Source organism: Candidatus Nanosynbacter lyticus (assembly GCF_030253515.1).
GTDB classification, from domain to species: domain Bacteria; phylum Patescibacteriota; class Saccharimonadia; order Saccharimonadales; family Saccharimonadaceae; genus Nanosynbacter; species Nanosynbacter lyticus_A.
Map to the genome: position 1 here is coordinate 729892 of NZ_CP124549.1, position 20116 is coordinate 750007.

The following is a 20116-nucleotide window of genomic DNA, read 5'->3' on the forward strand; positions in this document are numbered from 1 at the left end:
TAGTATAGCATATCGGCCGGATTATGCGACGTCACGGGCATGTTTTGTCCGATTGTTATGGCGTGGATTACGCTGCGCCACCCGCCGCAGATCCTCGTGCGCATCAAACTCGTCAATGATCTTATGCCCCAGCATCCGCTCAATCACATCCTCCAGGCTGACGATACCAACCGTCTCGCGAAACTCATTCACCACGATGAACAAGTGATGCCGCACTCGCAAAAACGCCGCCAGCGCGTGCTGCAATGTCTGATCCTCGCGGATATAATACACCTTTTTCTCCATGACGGTTCGTGCCCGCTTGCTCGTCGACGAACGGTTAATTGTCAATAAATCCTGAATGTATAGCACCCCTACCACATGATCAATATCGCCCTTGGTCACCGGAAAGCGGCTATGCCCAGTCTTGTGCAGCGCGTCCAGCACCAGTGGGCCCAATACCTCGTCCTGATCCACCGTATCAATCACGCTACGCGGCGTCATCACTTCCTTGACCGGCACCGTATCAAACGACAGCACGCCGATGACCATCTTTTTCTCATCCCGACTGAGCGCCTCACCTGCCTGCTCGACCATAGTGACGAGCTCTTCTTTCGACTCAATATCATAGCCGTCATTGGGCATTGGCGCCACCGAGCGAATCATCGCAAATAACGTCGGAAACTTCTCGATCAGCACCAAAATTCGCCCCTCATACCGCTCGTAAAGCCGCTGAGAATATTGCTGCCATAATGAAATCCGCGCCACTGCTCCTATCTCCAATGCGATCACTAGCGAGATAATAATACCCAGTAGCCAATGAAACAACTCCACACCGATGACACTGAGTGTCACCAGCAGCACCGCTGCGATCACCCGCTGCAATGAGAAAATATCCCGCATCAGCGCATGCCGCTTTAACAGATGCTGCGCATCCTGATCACCACGACGTGCTCGCCGCTGCAGCTCGAACTTACTGTGTGACGAGGCCTGCGGATGGACGCCCATGACCATTACGAGCAATATCAGCACCACCACATACAGGATTCCTAGCAAAATATCGCTCATGCTGTTCATTGTATACTTTTTATGCTATAATAGCCAGAGTTAATTTGGAGGAAGTATGAACGGAAAAACCTGGGCTATCTTTGCAATCGTTGTCGCGGCTGTCGTCGGCGGTATGATTTATCTGTCAACACAGAATCGCTTGAATGTCAGTGATATCTCGCGCGACGCCGCCCTGCGCGTTATGCCGGCCGAAGCACGCACTGGCGACATCGGTGAGCACACTATCGGCAACACTAATGGCAAAGTTGTGATGATTGAATACGGTGACTACCAGTGCCCGGGCTGCCGCACTGCCGCACCAGAAGCCAAGCGCGTAGCCGAGAAATACAAGGATCACGTCGCGCTGGTCTTTCGTAATTATCCAATCCCGTCGCTCCATCCAAACGCCCGAGCGGCGGCGGCGGTCGCCGAGGCAGCTGGGCTGCAGGGTAAGTTCTGGGAAATGCACGATCTACTCTACACCAACCAAGGCGCATGGAGTAATGCCCGCGCCAAAGAACGCACCGACGTCTTCAGTGGCTACGCCAAGCAGCTGGGCCTGAATGTCGATAAATTCAATGCTGACCTAGCCTCCGGTGCTGTCACGAAGAAAATTGACTTTGACGTGGCGGTCGGGCGACAGTTACAAATTGATGGCACACCAACCTTTTTCATCAATGGCAACAAGCTTAACCTCGGTGACGCTAGCTCTATCGAAAACGCCGTCAAAGACGCCCTGAAAAAAGCCGGCGTCGCAGTTGATAAAGCAAAAAGCTAACCTCAAGCCAAAACCACTGACCGAAACAAACCCAATGCAAAAATCACCCCGGTGCCTGTGGGGTGATTTTTATGCCGTCCCTTTGTAGGACAGGCGCACTTATTGTGCTATGTATGTTTGCCATTTGGCAGGCACCACATCCACTGCGACCTTTTTGCGCCGACTGGTCGACACAACATTGATTGCTATTGGCATGTGTTTCGTACTCCTTTGTACTAGTGCAGCCTCACGCGCTTCGACCTTTATTGCCCACTTTATGATAAGCAGCGACATGCTTCGGCGCGAGACACATCAGCCATCATAACAAAGACTGATACGAACGTCAAGCCAGGTCTACCCCTGATCTGACCCCTGATACCAGCCTCAAAACAAGCGCAGCCGCTTGGCGAAGATATATACAATGCCGATGAGCAGCACCGTAAACCCGGTAATCACCGGATAGGCCCACGCCTCGCCCTGAAACGGCAAGGTAATATTCATGCCATACATACCATAAAACACATTCGGGATCGCTAGGAGAATGGTGATGGCGGTCAAGACTTTCATCCGCTGGTTGAGGACATTATTGGCAATGGTTGAATAGGCGTTCTGGATGCTGGTGATGGTCTGGCTGTTGGCGGCAACCATGACCAGTAATTGCTTGACGTGCAGCACCAGATCACCCAGCGCCTCAAGGTCGCGCACTGTGAATAGACCGCGGCGATTAAGCGCTAATTGGCCGAGCACGCTCGCTAAGCCCTCGAGGCTCGAATGAAATTCATTGAGGCTATCTTCGATGGCCACAAACTCGATGAAGTCAGCGTTTTTCACCTCGTGGCGCGACAGCCGGTGCCTAGCGGCAGCGATATTACTAGCGAGGTCATGGATCTGCTGCTCATACGCAGCCACCGCACAGGCGATAGTTGCTGCGAGGAGCGCACCAGGCTTGTCGGTCGTGGTCGTGAGGAATGGCTCGGCGGCTTGCGGCGAGAAATTATTGGCAGGATTAATCGTTACAAACTGGGTTTTTGATACCGCAGCCAGTAGCGGCGCAGTCTTGACCGTATCATCCCGAACCAGCGGCAGCCGTACAAAAACATACTCAATACCGCCACTATATTCCATCCGCGGCAGCTCGCGCAGATCGGCCGCGTCACGGACGATATTTTCATCGAGACCAAACTGCTCGGCGAGTTCGCTTGGACATAGCGTGCCGCTGACATGCGCCCACACGCCACGATGAAACTGATGCGTTCGCCCCAACGAATCACCCATACATCGCCGCTCAAAGTAGCCCACCGTCATGAGAAAGATTATACCCCAGAAAACACCTCTCTGGCAATTAGCCGCGCAGTCGCTTTTCCCTGACCGGCATTACCGCAATCATCGCAACAACCATCAGCCCCGAACTGATCAGGAATACCTGATGCAGCCCATCGGTAAACGCATGGAGGATGACTTTAGTAAATTCATCCTGCTGCTGGTTGAACTGCTGTTTTGCCTGGGCCTGGGCCGGTGCTGGTAGCCGCTTAAGCCCTTGAGCTGCCGCCTTGGCGATTGTCTCTTTTTGGGCATTCAGCCGCAGCAGTACGTCAGCGTTCAGCTCACCGGACAGCATCTGCTGCGCAGCCGGTGAGCGCTGTAAACTCTGAATATATGGCAGCTGATGCGGATCGCCAACATGCGCTAGGATGCCAGCGGTCAGTACGCCCGATAACACTGCCGCACCAATTGTCGAGCCCAGCCCACGAAATAGCTGCACACTGGAGGTCGCCGCACCGAGGTCTTTTTGCGTAAACTCATTCTGCACCGCCAAGGTCAAGATCGGCATCGCCGCGCCGAATCCAAGCCCAACAAATACCGCCACGACAGCTTCGTGCCAATATGGCGATTCTGGCTGTAGAATTGTTAGCACGGCGACACCGACCGCCGTTAGCCCAAAACCGGCCACTATCCAGCGTTTATATGCACCGGTTTTAGCAACCAGCCGACCGATAGTTATCGAGCTTGTTATACTGCCTGCTACCATCGGTAGCAGCATCAGCCCAGCCTGCGAGGCAGTGGCGCCAAACACCTGCTGATTGAACTGTGTTAGATACAAAATTGCCCCCATAAAGGCCGCGCCAAACAAGCCAGCCGCCGCCATGATCAAACGATATGTCCGATTGGCAAAGAACCGTAGTGGCAGAATCGGCTGTTTGGCTCGCCGCTCAATCACAATAAAGCCCAGCGCCGCCAGTACTGATATCGTCAGCAGCACGCCCTGAATCAGCACTAGGCTGACACCGCGCTCGATTAGTCCCTTAAAGATCATCTCTGTATTGTCTACCGCCAGCACCAGCGTCGCCAGAGCGATGGTGATAAACAGCGCACCGAGGTAATCGGGCTTGTGCATGCGGTCGTGCTTGATCTGCGGGCAGTAGCGAATGATGAGTATGGTAGCGATCACCCCGATCGGCACATTGATCAAGAACGTCCAGCGCCAATCACTGACCATGCCAAATAGCGACACACCATCTGTCAGCCAACCACCGATTAACGGCCCGGCTACTGAACTCATCCCAAAGACTGCACCAAACAGTCCTTGCCATTTACTACGTTCCTTTGGCGGAAAGAGGTCGCCAACAATGGTAAAGGCGTTCGCAGTGATGATACCGCCGCCGATGCCCTGCAGCGCCCGCCACGCAATCAGCCACTCGACTGTCGGCGCCAGGCCGCTCAGTAGCGAGCCGATGGTAAAGATACTCACTCCGGCGAGCAGTAGCGGCTTGCGGCCATACATGTCGCTCAACTTACCAGCCAGCGGTACGGTCACTGTGGTGGTCAACATATAGGCGGTCACAATGAAGCCGAGCGATGAGAAGCTATTAAACTCCTTGACAATCGCCGCCAGTGCCGTCGAGACAATCGTCTGATCCAGCGCCACCAAAAACAGCGCGCTCATCACCGCGCTCATGACAATTAATTTATTTCTGATTGATAATTCGTGTAGCATTGTTACCTTTCACGCTATTCAAGTATCAGCAGCCCATAAAGTGTAAGAGCTCTCCAACTCAACTACTTAGTACGATTTACATCCCGCACCCAAGTGTAGTATTTTACACCGGACGGGCGGCGGGTGTCAAGAAATACCAGGCGGACAGAATCCGCCCCAACCCGGCCTCGCTAAAATTCTTACTTAACCAGTCGCAGCCGCTCAACCAGCCAGTCTCTTGGCAGGATCGACAAGAACCAGCCAGCACGCGGGCCGGAATCTTTGCCAATGAGCACACGGTAGATGGTGGTGAATAGTTCCCGCGGCGGCAGCAAACCGCTTTCCTTGTAGGTGTAAATTGCTTGATGAAACCAATTACCATCAGCCTCAGCCGGCGCCCCGGCGATATCGTCAGCTAATCGCCGCAGGTATTCTTTTTGTTCTGGCGAAAACTCATCGGGATGTATCTCATCCGCTAGGCGAAACTTCAATGACTCGGGCGCCCACTGTTCCAGCCACCGACTGACATAGCCTAGTTCCGTGATAATCACTGCCTCTTCCTCATCGACGATGCGGGCGTATTCTGGACTGCGCCGCAAAATCTCTACTGTTTTTACCGTGTCGCACAACGCCGCTTGGTATGAAATGACCAGATGCGAGAATGGAATTGAGCTGACCGCTGGATGACTCAGCCCGTCAGTGCACAAGAATAATAGCCGTTCATCGAGCTCATTTTGCGGATGCTGCTTCATCGCCGCGAAGTCGTCAACCAGCCGCACCAGGCTATCGGTCTCATCAAAATACAGACGCTTGGCCGGCGAATACCGGAGCATGAAATAGCGCACCACCTCAGGTGGCAACATATCGACGACATCATGCGCGTTCACGCCGGTGCCTTTGCTGGCGCTCATCTTTTTGGTATCACCGGTGCGATTGATAAAATCATACGGCACCGGTACTGGCGCCTCAATGTCATAAACCTCGCGAGCAATCCGCTTGCCGGTATCATACGAGCCGCCCTTCGTGGCGTGATCACGGCCAAACGGCTCAACATCAACCCCGAGCAACCACCACCGCCCCGGCCAGTCCAACCGCCAGTCCAGCTTTACCTGCCCGTCATCGTACCGAACCGTGCGCTCCGAGTCATCATGACTACGATAGGTAATCGTTTTAGCATCACTATCCATGCTGATGAACCGACGATTTTTCAGCCGACCATGCTCCATGATTTGGATTGGCGACCACTGATCATCCAGCTGCCGACCCGACACTTCCTGGATGGCCGATTTGGCCTTGTCAATGCGGCTCAACGAGCGCTCAATGGCCGGCACAAAAAACCCGCTCCGATATTTATCGCTGGCATAGACCACGTCCATGGTGACGCCAATTTTATCAGCGCTCTCTAAAAATGGCTTCAGGCAAAAATCTCCCCACGAATCATACCGATCATCTGGTGATGGCACCGTGCAGAGCGGCATGCCGAGGTACTGCTCGTAACTGGCCGGCAGATTAACCGGCACTTTACGAAAGGCGTCCAGGTTATCCGAAACGTGAACGTGGCGCGCCCGGATGCCTGCCCGCTTCAGTGCCCGCACTACGGCATCAGCGATAACAATTTCACGCAAATGCCCCACATGATACACGCCCGACGGCGATGCACCCGAGGAAACGAGTACTTCTTTATCTACACTTCGAAACTGATCTACGATATCATCAAGCCACTTCATATGTGTTATTATACACCATGAAAATATTACTCTGCGCATTAGCCCAACCATTCGCCTTATGAATATTCAAAAAGCAATTATCTTATTCGAGAAGATCCGCGACTTGCCATACGGAACAAGTGGTAATAGTGGGATGTGGTCCTGCTACCAAAAATGCGTGTATTTACAGCGAGAATTACAAAAAGTTGACATAGCAAGCCAGTTGTTGATTGGCGTATTTAATTGGCAGGATTTACCAATACCTGATCGTATTCTTAAACTACGTCAATGTCGAAACGAGCGACACATTATGCTTCGTGTATTTATTGATGGATCAGTCTGTAATATTGATCCATCAATTGATAACAAACTCGTATCAATTTTACCAATAGCTCAATGGGATGGAATTTCGAGTACGATAACCATGGCACCGCTCAAGCATCTGCGAATCTACCAACCACATTCCCTACATGAGCGTATTTCGTCGCGATTGCGACATCAATTCTTTGGTTGTAATCCTGAGAAGTTTTACACCGAACTCGATGCGTGGCTAGCAGCACATAGAATTAAGTCTGGATTAACAGGACAAGAGCAGGAGCGGTAGCTATCCTACCATCCACCCTCAAACTACCTAACTCGATTATTCCCACCGAAATAGCTTGATCGCCGCAATGTAAACAACGAGAATCCACGCAGTTACGGCACCAAGTTGCGGTAGGACCTCGATCAAACTGGCGTGCTCAGTCATGATCAAGCGAAATCCTTCCGTAATCGGGGTCATCGGGATGAACTGAGAAGCACCGCGTAACCATTCTGGGAACATGTAGAGCGGGAAAAATGCACCAGACAAGAACATCATCGGGAAGGACACGAGGTTGGTTAACGGTGCCGACTGGTTTTCATTCTTTGCCCAGCCACCAATTAATAGACCTAGGCCCACCATCATAAAGGCCGCCAGCACCGCCATAAGGACGAAGAGCCCCCAATCGCCACGCATATTAAATTGGAATACGAATGTACCGACAATCACCATCATGACGAGGCTCAACAGCGAGATGATGACATAATGAATTGCCATAGAAATAATCAGCTGACCCGAGGTAAACGGCGCCGCACGCAGTCGGCGGTAAGAGCCGCGCTGCTTTTCAGCTGGCATTTGATTAGCCAAACCGAAAATACCCATGCTCATCAAGCTAAAGGCGAGTAGTCCTGTAAAGGTATAGTCAAACGACTTCAACTGCTCATCGCCAACTGCTTTACCGGCGGCTTTAATTGGTGCTTCCGGCTGGCCCAGGTGCTTATTGATCTCATCAGCAACCTGACCCATCACTGCGGTCAGCGCACTACCAGTTTGCTCCGATCCCTTGCCGTACAGCACATTGATCGTACCGGCTGGCTTGGCATTATTGCCCTCTCCCTTTACTTCACCAAAACCACTCGGTAGTTCAATGATGCCGTTCAGCTCCGAGCGCTTGAGCTTCTCACGGGCATCGTCCATATCCTTGACATCTTTGATCTTGAGAACCGAATCTTTAGCGTTTCCCTTGGCGCTATCGACAAAATTTTTCGCAAATTCTGTTTGTGAATTATTGATAATCGCCACATTAAAGCTGGTTGATTGATCCTTAAAGATTGAGCCAAATATAAACAAGAATAGCAACGGAAACAAGAAAGTAAAGAACAGCGACATTTTATCGCGGATGAAACGTTTTTGCTGGGCGCGCACTTGCCCAAATACACCAGTCCAATATTTTTTCATACTACTCCCGAATCGCCTTTCCTGTTAAATCAATAAATACATCCTCCAAATTGGCCTGCTCGACAACTTGCTTTTTCTTGAAACCGCGCGCCAATAGTTGCTGGATCAGATTGTGCGGCGTATCAATGGTGATAATCTTGCCATTGTCCATAATCGCCAAGCGGTCGCACAGCAGCTCGGCCTCGTCCATATAATGCGTTGTCAGCACGATGGTAATACCTTCGTCGCGAATCTCTTTGATCAAATCCCAGAGATTGCGGCGCGCCTGCGGATCCAGCCCAGTCGTCGGCTCGTCGAGGAACAACACCGTCGGGTTATTGACCAGCGTCGAAGCGATAGCGAAGCGCTGCTTTTGCCCGCCCGAGAGTTGCTCGACGTAGCTTTTGGCTTTGTCGGTCAATTGCACCTTGGCCAGCAGCGCGTCAGCGTCGACCGTTTGTCCGTACAAACTGGCAAACATTTTCAGTTGTTCGCGCAAGGTTAGCTTGTCGTAAAACATTGTCGACTGCAGCTGAATGCCGATGATGTTTTTAATGTGCTTCGGCTGCTTGGCAACGTTAATCCCGTCGATGGTCGCCGTGCCGCCATCAATCGTCCTCAGTGCCTCGAGCATTTCTAGCGTCGTCGTCTTACCAGCGCCATTCGGGCCGAGGATGCCGAAGATCTCGCCTTTCTTGACCTCAAACGACACGCTGTCGACGACATTCTTGCCATCGTACGTCTTGACGAGTTGGTCAACTGTTATGATTGGTTCGGGTTGAGCCATACAAACTCCTTTCCGCGCTCTGTTTCAGCACTGCATACCTTAGTGATAGAACGACTCCCTGCCAGCCTATCTTTAGTTAGTTATTATAGCACTCTGCGTGGGGTATGCAACCCGAGAGGGCTAGCCAAACCGACACGATGCCGTTATACTAACCACATGCCAAAGAAGCCCCACCTCTCTATCACGCGGCCGCACAGTCGCCTCAAGAAACGGTACGTGTTCGCGTTGGTACTAGTACCGCTAATGGCTGTTTGTATCAGTCTCGGTGCACTGTATTGGCCAAAAATTACTCATAAACTTCATTCGCTAGCAGCCGCTGGCAGCATTGATTCATCGCGCGGCGAGGTGACGTTCCCGCAGCTTGATACCACAAATTTACATCCGACCCGGCAAAAAATTATCAGCCTCGCCAAAACCGAGTTCGAAGCACAATCCGCTGGCACCAAGTTCAGCCAAGGCGTCCGTGAAGCCTGGTGCGCCGATTTTGTGAGCTGGATCATGCAGCAGGCGGGCGCGCCATTAAAGAATCCGCACACTGGCGGCTGGCGCATTCCGGGAACGTTTACCTTGCGTGAATATTACGAGGCGAATGGTCGCTTCAAGCCTGCTAATTCCGGCTATCAACCGCGTCCTGGCGACGTGGCAATTTATCGTGGCTCGCCGGTGTTTGGTGATCACACTAACATCGTCTTAAAGGATGACGACGGCGTTTTGACCACCGTCGGCGGCAATGAGGCGAACCGCATCCGCGTGTTCGTCAACCGCGATAAGCGCTACGATGGACTGCTGGGATATGGCGTACTGGCAGAATAAGCCTGGCCCGTCTGATGCGGGATCGCCCACGCCTAACCGAGTCGCCGCATTACGCCGCGTGACTTGCCGCTAGCAAAAACGCCACCAATGTATCGGGCTGCTGCTCAGCCAGCCACGTTACGGCGTCAACGATAGCATCCTTGTTTGTGCCACCATTTTTGAGCTCCTCGAGGAGGCGCTTGACCGTCCGCTGCGTCTGGCCATCATACCGATCGAGGCGCATCGCCTGAGTGACTTGCTTGACCTGATCGTCGCTGAGAGCAACGTAGGGCGAGACCACTTCGTGCGCATGCTTGGGACTGCGCTTGGCGGCTTCGGCTTTGCGTTGGAGGTTTTCGAGGCCTTCAATGGTTGCTCGCATCAAGGCCTCCGCCTCGTCCATGCCGCGCTGATAGGCCTGAGCAAATTCCTCTGAATTATCCCCACCCTCGGAAACGATCGCCGGCAAGAACTCAATCCGCATCACTCGGTGCATATAGGCATCGCCCATTTCCTCACCGGTCGCCATCACCTCACTCCACCAGGCAACGAACCGCGAATTCTCAGGATCATGCAGCTCGCGCATAGCCGGTAGCTGCGCTAATTTATCCTTAAAAAAGTGAATCAGTTTCTTGATGTCCATGTCGCTTTATTATACCCGAAAATAATGATAAGCACAAGCGCTACCCCGCCCGAGGGAGCGTTAGCGCCGCTTCAAAAAATAATAGCCAATCGCCAGCGCTGCCAGCGCACTGCCGCCGATAACCACCCAAAAGGTCACCGGACTCTCCGCGGCCGGCAAGGGCACATTCATGCCATACAGCCCGGCCACCATCGTCGGGATAGTCAGCGCCACCGTGATCACCGTCAGCAACCGAATCGTCTCATTCAGTCGGGTATCCATCACCGCCCGGTAGCTATCACGCACATTGGTGATGGTTCGCAGCAGCGATTTACACCGGCTAATCACCTGCTCGAGGTCGATGGAAATATCTTCGACGTCATCCTTGTCGTCGTCCTTGAGTCGCAAGCTGCGATTGGCGATCAACCGCTCAATTGCCCAGTTCATCGGCAGCAAGGCATCCAGGTAGTCATTTAACTTGCGCTCATACTCGGTCAGGGTGACGATATCACGCGCCCGCAAGGTGTGAATATCGTCAGTCGCCGCCCGCATCTGACGATTGATGGTCGCCACCCGCCGCTGGTACTGACTTGATACCGCCTCAATCATCGCCACCACCAGTTCAATCCGCCGCGATGTCCGCACTCGTGTCTTATCGATAAACGGCTGCCACAGCCGACCCAAGCTATCGCGCGACAATGTCACCACATACTCTTTGTGAATGCCGAACAAAATTGGCGTGGTAAAATCATTAAAATCATCATCCGTATCCGGCAGCCGGGCGATCAAGTACGTCCACTCATCATCAAACTCAATACGCGGCACCTCGTGTGGGTCAAGCGCGTCACTAATCATATCCTCGTCCATCCCCAACGTCAGCAGCTCGGACACCTCCTCTTCGGTCGGTCGCTCACAGCGCAGCCAACTACCGCTACGCAGTGTCTGAATCGGCGCAATTGCCTCACCTGTTGAATGAAGATATTCTATCATGTATTCAGTATAGCCTATTTGAGACGTTTTTGGCACCTATTAGACGGCACTAAGCCTATGAGGGTCGTCATCAAAAAACCACCAGTCAAGCGATCCGGCTGGTGGTTTTGAGTGTTAGTATGAAAGCTAACTCTTGATGCGCGTACCAGCGGTACCGTTGATAGCATCAGCAGTTTTTTCCAGCGAGGTAATGATCGCTGTACGGCCCGAAGCGCCAGCCACAAAACTCAGTGCCGCTTGGGTCTTCGGTAGCATTGAGCCGGCCGCAAACTGCCCAGCATCAATGTGCTGCTGCAGCTCCTCGGCTGATACTTCGCCAAGCGACTGCTCTGTCGGCTGACCAAAATTGACCTTAGCTGCATCAACCGACGTCAGGATTAGCAGCGTATCGGCCTCGAGCATATCCGCTAGCTTAGCCGCCCCAAAATCTTTGTCGATCACTGCCGCCACGCCACTCAATTGACCCGATGCATCACGCAGTACCGGGATGCCGCCGCCGCCAGTCGAGACCACCAGCACGCCGGCGTCAACCAGCGCCTTGATGACGGGAGCCTCGACAATTTCCTGAGGCTTTGGTGATGGCACGACGCGCCGCCAGCCGCGGCCCGAGTCCTCGCGCACGGTATAACCACGCTCGACCTGTACCTTCTTGGCCTCTTCTTCTGAATAGAATGGTCCAATTGGCTTGGTCGGATGTTGAAATGCCGGATCAGCTTGATCAACCACCGTCTGGGTAACGATGCTCACTGCATACTTGTCATGTACACCGCGAGTCGCCAGCGCATCGTGGATCGCTTGCTGCAGCCAAAAACCAATAAGGCCCTGGCTCATCGCACCAGAATCCTCCAGCGGTAAGCTCGGCACCGCCTCGGTGTTAATCGCTTCCTCGTGAAGGACGATGTTGCCGACCTGCGGGCCATTGCCGTGAACAATGGCTACGCGGTGGCCAGCTTGAATCAGCGGCAGGAGCTGGGCGATTGTCTCGTCAGCCACTCGCTGCTGTGCTTGGGACGAGGCCTCGCCCTGCTTTTGCAGGGCGTTACCTCCCAGCGCGACGACAATGGTTCGCTGCTGATTCATTAGGCGATGGCTCCGTATACCATGATAGCTACGAGGCTAATGATCGCAAAGACCACCATGATTGGCATTGAGCGCTTCAACCATGCACGGTACGACACGCCGGCTAGGGCCAGACCGCCCATCAACGAAGCAATGGTTGGCGCCATCATATTCAACAGACCCGATGCTGTTGCAAATGCGACAACGATGATCTCCTTGCTGGAGCCGACTAGGTCAGCCACCGGCGCGATAACTGGCATAGTCGCTGCCGCTAGACCTGATGACGACGGAATGATAAAGCTCATCGGCAAGTAGAAAATGTAGGCCAGAACGCCAACCAAACTGCCCGCACCCTTCAGTGCAGATTCACCCCAGCTAATGATCGTGTCTTGGATCGCACCATTCTGCATCACCACGCCAACACCAGCTGCTACTGCGATGATCAGTGCCACACTCAGTAGATCGGCTGTACCTTTCAGGAAGGTGTCAACAACGAAGACTTCCTCTTTTTTGAATTGGCGATAATAAATCGCTGCGATAACTAAGGTTGACAACAGAAACAGGGTCGAGATTTCGTTGAAGTACCACTCACCAAATGGCAAGACATGATCAAGACCCAAGATAGCACCAACGACCGGTAGCCCTGCAAACCATTTATGGATATCAGCGAACAGCGTGATCCCCCAGTTGCCCCACGGGATAAGCGAGATGATCATCAATAGGAAGGTGACGCCAAAGACCGCCATCACTGCTTTACGCGGACCGGTAAACTCTGGCACGTTGCTCATATCAAGTGCGGTGGTGGCTGGCTTATACCGAACATCATCTTTATACTTACCAGCTTTTACCTTTGAGGCATATCGCATAGTGAACACGATAGCCGCGACCAAACAGAGCAGTAAAATTATTGATTGGAGACCCAACACATTACCGAGCGGCACGTCAGCCGACTTGGCAGCAATACCAGTCGAAAATGGATTCAAGGTCGAGCCAAGCACACCAACACCACCACCGAGCACGATCACCATCACCGCGGTCATAGCGTTGTAGCCAGCCGCCATCATGATCGGCACCACCAGCGCATAAAAGGCCACCGCCTCTTCCTGCATACCGTAGGTGGTACCACCGATAGCGAAGAACGTCATGAGAATCGGGATAAGCCATTTCTCCTTGCCCTTCATCTTGCGCAGCATGGCACCGAGCGTCGCATCCAGCGCACCAGTTTTCATCGTCACCCCGAGAAAGCCGCCGAGGATCAACACAAAGACGATGACGTCGAGCTTCTCACTCATGCCCTTGATCGGCGCAAGTGCTGCATCCCACAAACCTTGGCGGGAGTCGGTGGTTGTCTCGGTGCCGTCATCGGCTTTTTTAGTAGTGACTTTATCAGTCTGTTTATACGTACCAGCGATGCGCACTGTCTTTTCCGCATCATTTGGATCTGGTTTTGTGTTGTACACACCAGACGGGATAATCCACGTCAGGACTGCCATCAAGGCAATCACCACAAACAGCACGGTAAAGGCTGAGGGCGAGCGCAGCTTTTTCTTAATTTTTTTCATTTTTTCTACCATGTCCGGAGCCTCCTTTACTCCTGTATTACGACATCTACAGCGTCAAAGCGATAACCGCCTTGATGGTATGCATACGATTTTCCGCCTGGTCAAAGACAATCGAATTTGGTGAGCGGAAGACGCCATCCGTCACCTCCATTGACTCCAGTCCGAAGTCGTCCCTGATGTGCTGACCGGTCGTGGTCAATGCATCATGAAAGGCCGGCAGGCAGTGCATGAACTTGACCTCAGGATTGCCGGTGAGGTTCAGCATGTCACGATTAACCTGGAAGTGACGCAGCTGATTGATGCGCTCAGCGAACTTATCCTCTTCGCCCATCGACACCCAAACGTCGGTGTAAATGACATCGGCGCCGCGCAGGGCTTCCTCAAAATTATCAGTGATAGTAATCCGCCCGTGATTCTGGTGCGCCAGCTCATGTGCGTGATGGACGAGGCCCTCCTCAGGGAACAATTCACGCGGCGCTAAAATCCGAAAATCCAGCCCCATGATGGCCGAGCCGAGCAGTAAACTATTGGCCATATTGTTGCGGCCATCGCCGACAAACACCAGCTTGACACCGTGCAGCCGACCAAGGTGCTCCTCAATAGTCATAAAGTCGGCTAGAATCTGCGTTGGATGGAACTTATCAGTCAATCCGTTCCACACCGGCACGCCGGCGTGCTTCGCCAAATCTTCTACCGTTTTGTGCGCAAAACCGCGAAACTCAATGCCATCAAACATCCGGCCCAGCACCTTGGCGGTGTCTTCGACCGTCTCTTTCTTGCCAAGCTGAATATCGTCTTTACCGAGATATTCCGGCGCAATACCGAGGTCGTTGGCTGCCACCGTAAAGGCACAGCGCGTCCGCGTCGAGGTTTTCTCAAATAGTAGCGCAATATTCTTGCCCTCATGAATCCGATGCGGCGTACCAGCGTACTTCATCCGCTTATATTCATTCGCCGTCGTTAGTAGCAACCGAATGTCACCCGCGGTAAAATCACCCAGTGTTAGGAATGATCGCCCCTTCAAACTTTGTGCCATTTATACATCCTCCCGTACCAGCGGCATACTCATACAGCGCGGACCGCCGCGGCCGCGGCCAAGCTCAGCACCGCTGACTTCTATAACTTCAACGCCGTGCTCGCGCAATTTTTGGTTAGTGACGTAGTTGCGGTCATAGGTCACCACTACGCCCGGCGCAATTGCCAAGGTGTTCGAGCCGTCGTTCCACTGCTCGCGGGCTGCTGCGATCGGATCGCCGCCGCCACATTCGATCAGGGTAACGCTCGGTAGGCCCAAGGCTACTCGCAAGACATGTTCAAGATCCGTCTCGTGCGTAATGCGCGGGAACGGCTGACCCTCAACCTTTTCCAATACGAAACAATTCATCTTGCCGCCACGATCGCGGATTTCTGGATGAATGGTAAACTTGTCCCGATCAATCATCGTAAACACCGTGTCCAGGTGCATGAAAGCGTGCGACTTCGGAATCTCCATAGCAACGACTTTCTTAAAGCCAGAGCCAGCAAACAGCTTGGTTGCCATCTTTTCAATCGCCTCAGCCGTGGTGCGCTCCGATACACCGATGGCCATCACTTCACTGCTCAACACTAGCTCATCGCCACCTTCGATCGAGAATTTTTCATGGCGATCATACCACACCGGCACATTCTTACCAGCAAACCGTGGATGATGATCAATGATGTAGCGCATGAATAGCGACTCACGACGACGCGCCGGCCAGTGCATCTTGTTGATCGTCAGACCATGACCAATGGTTGCAGCCGGGTCACGCGTAAAGTACAGGTTTGGCATCGGATCGAGATAGAATGGATAGTGATTTTTCTCGATCATATTGTGCAGCTGCTGGTGCTGGTCTGGCGGCAGCGTGATCTCGTCCTTGCGCACACCAGCCATAATTTTACGCACCATCGCGTTCGTTGGCAGGTCCAGCAGGAACTGGCGCAATACCCTGGTGACGCGGCGTGACCCTTGCTTCGAATTTGCCAACATTTCATCAACAAACTGCTCACGTAGTTGATCAGTATATAGCGCTTCGGTCACCAGCTGATCGAGATACAACACCTCGACACCGTGATCACGCAGCACCCCAGCAAACGCATCATGCTCCTTTTGGGCGACCTGCAAATACGGAATGTCGTCAAACAGCAGATCAGTCAAGTAGTCTGGTGTTAAGTTTTCTAATTCTTCGCCCGGACGATGCAACAGCACCGCCTTGAGTCGGCCAATTTCTGATGTAATATGTAATGGATCCATACCCCCATCCCCTTTTTGTTTATGGTTATACTAACAATATAGCATATACGCCCGAGAACACAAGTGTCGCTTAGCGAGCCGCGTGAATTACCGCCTACAAGGCCAAACTGCATCAATAATCGTATACGGCAAACGCCGGTATCGCCACCAGCTAACTAATGTCACCCCAAGCCAGCCAATGACAACAGGCATGCCGGCTCTAGGCCCCAGCATAATGCCATACATGAACAAGCCAATATACCCCAATCGCAGCAGATACATTGTCAATCGATGAGGCCAAGAACGTTCACGATCATCCAATGATATTCCCGTCATCCAGCCGCCAATCGTTTGCCCACCCGTCATGAGCGGCATGATCAGCTGGACTACTAACTCACCACCAGCGAGAATACCATATGACAGTCCCGCAACAGTATTTCCCGCTAAACCCGGCATCGTGATATACAATATAATACCGATACACGTCCTCACTACAAGCACCACAACCACATCAAGTATAAACGCCACTAATCGCCGCACTAGGCCCGGCTGTGTTGTCACGGTCTCGCCATGCTTTACATTACGCAGATCTGGCAGCAACCGACCACACCAATAGCCGACCAAAGCGCCTCCGGTATTGAGCAACAAGTCATCAACATCAAACAGCCTATAACTACATGGATACAAGCCAAACGCACCCGTTAGCTGGGTCACTTCAATCGTTAGTGATAGAACGAGTCCTAATAGTACAACCATGTACCAGCGTACAGGGTACATCACTCGTAAAAACATACCGAACGGCATAAAAAAGACTATATTCATCACTACCTGTAGAACAGCCCGCAACCCTTCAGCCTGTATGTCCATAATTGATGCGAGCGGATGTAGTTGTGGTGAGACTGCATGATGCGCACAGAACCATGCTGGATTATCTGGCATCGGATAGAGCGTAAACGCCACGAGTCCCAGTGCATACAATACAACCAGATACACCATGACCATCCTGCCGACTACTAGCCGTCGTAATCGCATATACTGTACAACGAGCAGCGGAAATGTCAAGAGCAGTGCAGCAAATGGCCAGAATGATATCGCCAGCTGAAATGACGAGGAGAATGTAGTAAAAAACGCTGTCATGCTCTTACTATTATGCAGGAAAAATTAGCTATCGTCAAATATGCCTCATTCTCGAATGATCGCCAAGGATGCCTCGACTATCAGCCGAGCCAGATGGTACTTCAGCCATTCATCAACCGCCCGTGCGGCGCCTGGCAAGGCTTCATTAGCGTAATCATCAACAATGATGGTTACCGTTTCCTGAAATTTGCCGTCACACACACGAAACGAATCGGCAATTGACTCATAAAAATCACCGTCAAAAAAGGCAAAGATGATGCTTTCTGGCACGTCCTCAGAGGTAAAATCAGCAAACCAACCCTTGTGAATGATCGGCAGTTTTAGTCCTGCCTTTTTGAAATTCTGGACGAAGGTTTTACGCGGCGCCAAGAGTTCACCCGCCTTGAACTGCTCACCTGCAGCACTGGCGTCGGCTTGGGTTTTTTCTGGCAAGCCCATAAACGAATCGTAAACATGAAATTCACCAGTAAAATCATAGGCGTCCAGCAGCCGCCGAATGAACAAACTCGTCGTGCCGACATAACAGCCAAACTCGACGATGTTACCAGTCGCGCCGCTTTGCAGCACCTTTTCCAATTCTCGTAGCAAGACGCCGAGCTCTTTGGCGTCAACTTGGTCGGAAATGATGGGATATTTGGCGAGGAGTCGGTCGGTTTTATTCATATTGTTTATTATAGTTAGTATATGAATTATCGACAAATGATTACCACTAGATTATTATGCCTTTATAATCCTAAGCATAACTTTTCAATATGAACAACCACAAAACTATCACAACCTTTTTACCAAAACAAATAGACATAAGACAGTTAGACCTCGTACAGCTTGCCCTGCAAAATTCTAATTTGATTGTATATGGAGAAATTCACGGCATAAAAGAAAATGCCGACATTGTATATACCCTAGTTAGAAAACTCGGCACTCAAAGGTTAGCTATCGAAGCTAGCCCCACAGTGCTAAACTTCATCAATTCAGTAAAGGCCAAGGTTTATGATTTTTCCTTAGTTGATGAAGATCTTTTTGAGTCTAGTATTTTATCCATTGAAATGATCAAAACGATAGCAATTCTATTACAGCAAGGCCAGCTTAAGGAGTTAGTTCTTATTGATACATTCTTTGACATTTTAGACAAGGACGCCGTCATATTACCAAGCCCGCAGGAGCGAGAAGAACAACTAGTTGAAAATATTCGTAGCATCGATGATTCCTTGCCGACACTTTGTATTATGGGTCAATGGCATACGCAGCCTAACGTGGTCAAAAATGACAAAATAATCCATAAATCGGCACTATATCGCCTGAGAAAAGTAAAGCCAAATGTGCCGTTTGTTCATAATATCTACCGTCAAGGAGAACTGTTTAATGACGGAAGGGTTATTGAGTTACCTTACAACCCAGCAATATCATCTTACTATGAAATCATTCAGAAAACTGGTATAGATTTTGATCTATATGTACCGAAAGCAACAAGAATAGATATACCTGAATAAGCTTCTCGACCGGTTACGCGTCGTGCTAAAATTACACCATGAACATCACCAGCCCAGCCTTCGCCGAAAACGCTAAAATACCAAAAGTTTACGCCAAGCTCGGCGGCAATCAACGCCCGCCGCTCGAGATCAGCGACGTGCCGGCAGACGCCAAAAGTCTGGCGATCATTTGCCACGACCCTGACGCGCCTGGGCGCGATGGATTTTACCATTGGACGGTTTGGAATTTGCCGGGCAAAACCGCTGAAATTTCTAGCGAGTCACTGCCCGCGGGCATCGTCGAGGGGATTACTAGTTGGGGTCGGCCTGGCTGGGGCGGACCGCAGCCGCCGTTTGGCACGCACCGCTATCAATTTTACGTGTATGCGCTAGACACAACACTGGATTTACCAAGCGACACCAAACCAAAAGGGCTCATCGCTGCCCTCACGCCGCACATCATTAGCCAAGCTGTGCTGACGGGAAAATTCGGCGTGTTTGATATTCTTCGACGGGGCTAACCGAGCCCACCGGCTAATAAGTCAGCATCTGTGAAATTTCCAGTCGCCATCTTTCCTCTCGAGTCATTTTTTAGTATACTATCTCCAGCGTCGGGGTGTGGCGCAGCTCGGTAGCGCGCACCGTTCGGGACGGTGAGGTCGCTGGTTCAAATCCAGTCACCCCGACCATGAAATTATTTGAAGCGCATGTTCACCACCTAGAACCTCTGGCGATCACAAAAGCAAAGGAGGTTATATGCAGCGACGAGTTAACGTACGCGGAATTATTATCAGCGATCAGGGCGAGATTTTTTGCCAGAAATTAACCGCAAATAACGGCACGGGGCGAGAGTTTTGGTGTGCACCGGGCGGCGGTTTGGAGCTTGGCGAGAGTCTGCTGGATGGCCTAACGCGCGAGATGATTGAGGAAACTGGCGTCAAGCCAACCATTGGCAAGCTATTATTCATCCAACAATTTACCGACACCAACCCCTCGTCTAAACACGGCGTTACTGAGCAGCTCGAGTTTTTCTTTGCCATCACCAACTGGCGTGATTACCAGCACATTGACCTGGAGCAAACATCGCACGGCGTTGAGGAAGTAGCGGAGTGCGGCTTTGTCGATCCAAAAACTACGCGGATTTTGCCGAGCTACCTAACAGAGGTTGACCTAAACTGGCTGGTTAATGAATCGACTGATGTTCAGATGATGAGCGAATTGTAACAATCCTACCAAGACTATTTAC

At 51.8% G+C, this 20116-nt stretch carries 20 protein-coding genes and 1 tRNA gene; 7 read left to right on the forward strand and 14 right to left on the reverse strand.

The window, feature by feature from the left end; translation table 11 throughout:
* Window positions 1-21 precede the first annotated feature (21 nt).
* Window positions 22-1047 (reverse strand): CBS domain-containing protein, encoded by a 1026-nt coding sequence (locus tag NLML1_RS03980; protein WP_171279579.1) that lies wholly within the window; start codon window positions 1045-1047, stop codon window positions 22-24.
* A gap of 55 nt (window positions 1048-1102) precedes the next feature.
* Here NLML1_RS03980 and NLML1_RS03985 point away from each other — a divergent pair, with 55 nt between their 5' ends.
* Window positions 1103-1804 (forward strand): DsbA family protein, encoded by a 702-nt coding sequence (locus NLML1_RS03985; RefSeq protein ID WP_285441491.1) that lies wholly within the window; start codon window positions 1103-1105, stop codon window positions 1802-1804.
* Between the two features lie 363 nt (window positions 1805-2167).
* Here the strand turns inward: NLML1_RS03985 and NLML1_RS03990 are convergent, their stop codons facing one another.
* From NLML1_RS03990 to lysS, 3 genes are all read right to left on the reverse strand, one after another.
* Complete coding sequence (locus NLML1_RS03990; protein ID WP_285441492.1) at window positions 2168-3088, reverse strand: magnesium transporter CorA family protein; 921 nt, start codon at window positions 3086-3088, stop codon at window positions 2168-2170.
* Between the two features lie 37 nt (window positions 3089-3125).
* Window positions 3126-4778 carry an MDR family MFS transporter gene (locus NLML1_RS03995; protein WP_285441493.1) on the reverse strand — a complete coding sequence of 551 codons (1653 nt, stop codon included), beginning with the start codon at window positions 4776-4778 and terminating at the stop codon, window positions 3126-3128.
* Between the two features lie 179 nt (window positions 4779-4957).
* On the reverse strand, window positions 4958-6484 hold the full coding sequence (gene lysS, locus NLML1_RS04000; protein WP_285441494.1) for a lysine--tRNA ligase: 1527 nt from the start codon (window positions 6482-6484) through the stop codon (window positions 4958-4960).
* Window positions 6485-6542: 58 nt separating this feature from the next.
* Between lysS and NLML1_RS04005 the strand changes: the two genes are divergently transcribed.
* Window positions 6543-7067, forward strand: a complete 525-nt coding sequence (locus NLML1_RS04005) for a hypothetical protein (protein WP_285441495.1) — start codon at window positions 6543-6545, stop codon at window positions 7065-7067.
* A 36-nt stretch (window positions 7068-7103) separates the two neighbouring features.
* Here NLML1_RS04005 and NLML1_RS04010 read toward each other — a convergent pair whose 3' ends face one another.
* On the reverse strand, window positions 7104-8222 hold the full coding sequence (locus tag NLML1_RS04010) for an ABC transporter permease (protein ID WP_285441496.1): 1119 nt from the start codon (window positions 8220-8222) through the stop codon (window positions 7104-7106).
* 1 nt (window position 8223) lies between these two features.
* Window positions 8224-8988: an ABC transporter ATP-binding protein gene (locus NLML1_RS04015; RefSeq protein ID WP_285441497.1), complete on the reverse strand. Its 765-nt coding sequence runs from the start codon at window positions 8986-8988 to the stop codon at window positions 8224-8226.
* A gap of 156 nt (window positions 8989-9144) precedes the next feature.
* Between NLML1_RS04015 and NLML1_RS04020 the strand changes: the two genes are divergently transcribed.
* Window positions 9145-9801, forward strand: a complete 657-nt coding sequence (locus NLML1_RS04020) for a CHAP domain-containing protein (RefSeq protein ID WP_285441498.1) — start codon at window positions 9145-9147, stop codon at window positions 9799-9801.
* A gap of 49 nt (window positions 9802-9850) precedes the next feature.
* Here the strand turns inward: NLML1_RS04020 and NLML1_RS04025 are convergent, their stop codons facing one another.
* The 8 genes from NLML1_RS04025 to NLML1_RS04060 form a co-directional block, all read right to left on the reverse strand.
* A complete protein-coding gene (locus NLML1_RS04025) occupies window positions 9851-10423 on the reverse strand; it encodes a hypothetical protein (RefSeq protein ID WP_285441499.1) in 573 nt (190 codons plus the stop codon).
* Between the two features lie 60 nt (window positions 10424-10483).
* Window positions 10484-11392 carry a magnesium transporter CorA family protein gene (locus NLML1_RS04030; RefSeq protein WP_162454498.1) on the reverse strand — a complete coding sequence of 303 codons (909 nt, stop codon included), beginning with the start codon at window positions 11390-11392 and terminating at the stop codon, window positions 10484-10486.
* Window positions 11393-11518: 126 nt separating this feature from the next.
* The gene (gene arcC, locus NLML1_RS04035) at window positions 11519-12472 is read right to left on the reverse strand and encodes a carbamate kinase (RefSeq protein ID WP_285441500.1); all 954 of its coding nucleotides are present in this window, start codon (window positions 12470-12472) and stop codon (window positions 11519-11521) included.
* Window positions 12472-14025, reverse strand: a complete 1554-nt coding sequence (locus tag NLML1_RS04040) for a YfcC family protein (RefSeq protein WP_285441501.1) — start codon at window positions 14023-14025, stop codon at window positions 12472-12474. The genes arcC and NLML1_RS04040 overlap by 1 nt, the downstream gene beginning before the upstream one ends.
* Before the next feature lie 34 nt (window positions 14026-14059).
* The gene (gene argF / locus NLML1_RS04045; protein ID WP_162454501.1) at window positions 14060-15049 is read right to left on the reverse strand and encodes an ornithine carbamoyltransferase; all 990 of its coding nucleotides are present in this window, start codon (window positions 15047-15049) and stop codon (window positions 14060-14062) included.
* Window positions 15050-16285 carry an arginine deiminase gene (arcA, locus tag NLML1_RS04050; RefSeq protein ID WP_285441502.1) on the reverse strand — a complete coding sequence of 412 codons (1236 nt, stop codon included), beginning with the start codon at window positions 16283-16285 and terminating at the stop codon, window positions 15050-15052. It abuts the gene before it with no gap.
* Window positions 16286-16372: 87 nt separating this feature from the next.
* Window positions 16373-17401, reverse strand: coding sequence for a VanZ family protein (locus tag NLML1_RS04055; protein ID WP_285441503.1), 1029 nt, complete (start codon window positions 17399-17401; stop codon window positions 16373-16375).
* 45 nt (window positions 17402-17446) lie between these two features.
* A complete protein-coding gene (locus NLML1_RS04060) occupies window positions 17447-18064 on the reverse strand; it encodes a TylF/MycF/NovP-related O-methyltransferase (protein ID WP_285441504.1) in 618 nt (205 codons plus the stop codon).
* 89 nt (window positions 18065-18153) lie between these two features.
* On the opposite strand from NLML1_RS04060, the gene NLML1_RS04065 reads away from it, so the two are divergent.
* From NLML1_RS04065 to NLML1_RS04080, 4 genes are all read left to right on the forward strand, one after another.
* On the forward strand, window positions 18154-18891 hold the full coding sequence (locus tag NLML1_RS04065) for a hypothetical protein (protein WP_285441505.1): 738 nt from the start codon (window positions 18154-18156) through the stop codon (window positions 18889-18891).
* Window positions 18892-18929: 38 nt separating this feature from the next.
* The gene (locus NLML1_RS04070; RefSeq protein ID WP_285441506.1) at window positions 18930-19391 is read left to right on the forward strand and encodes a YbhB/YbcL family Raf kinase inhibitor-like protein; all 462 of its coding nucleotides are present in this window, start codon (window positions 18930-18932) and stop codon (window positions 19389-19391) included.
* Window positions 19392-19482: 91 nt separating this feature from the next.
* Window positions 19483-19559: transfer RNA gene (locus NLML1_RS04075), tRNA-Pro, on the forward strand.
* Between the two features lie 67 nt (window positions 19560-19626).
* On the forward strand, window positions 19627-20094 hold the full coding sequence (locus tag NLML1_RS04080) for an NUDIX domain-containing protein (RefSeq protein ID WP_285441507.1): 468 nt from the start codon (window positions 19627-19629) through the stop codon (window positions 20092-20094).
* The last annotated feature ends 22 nt before the right edge of the window (window positions 20095-20116 follow it).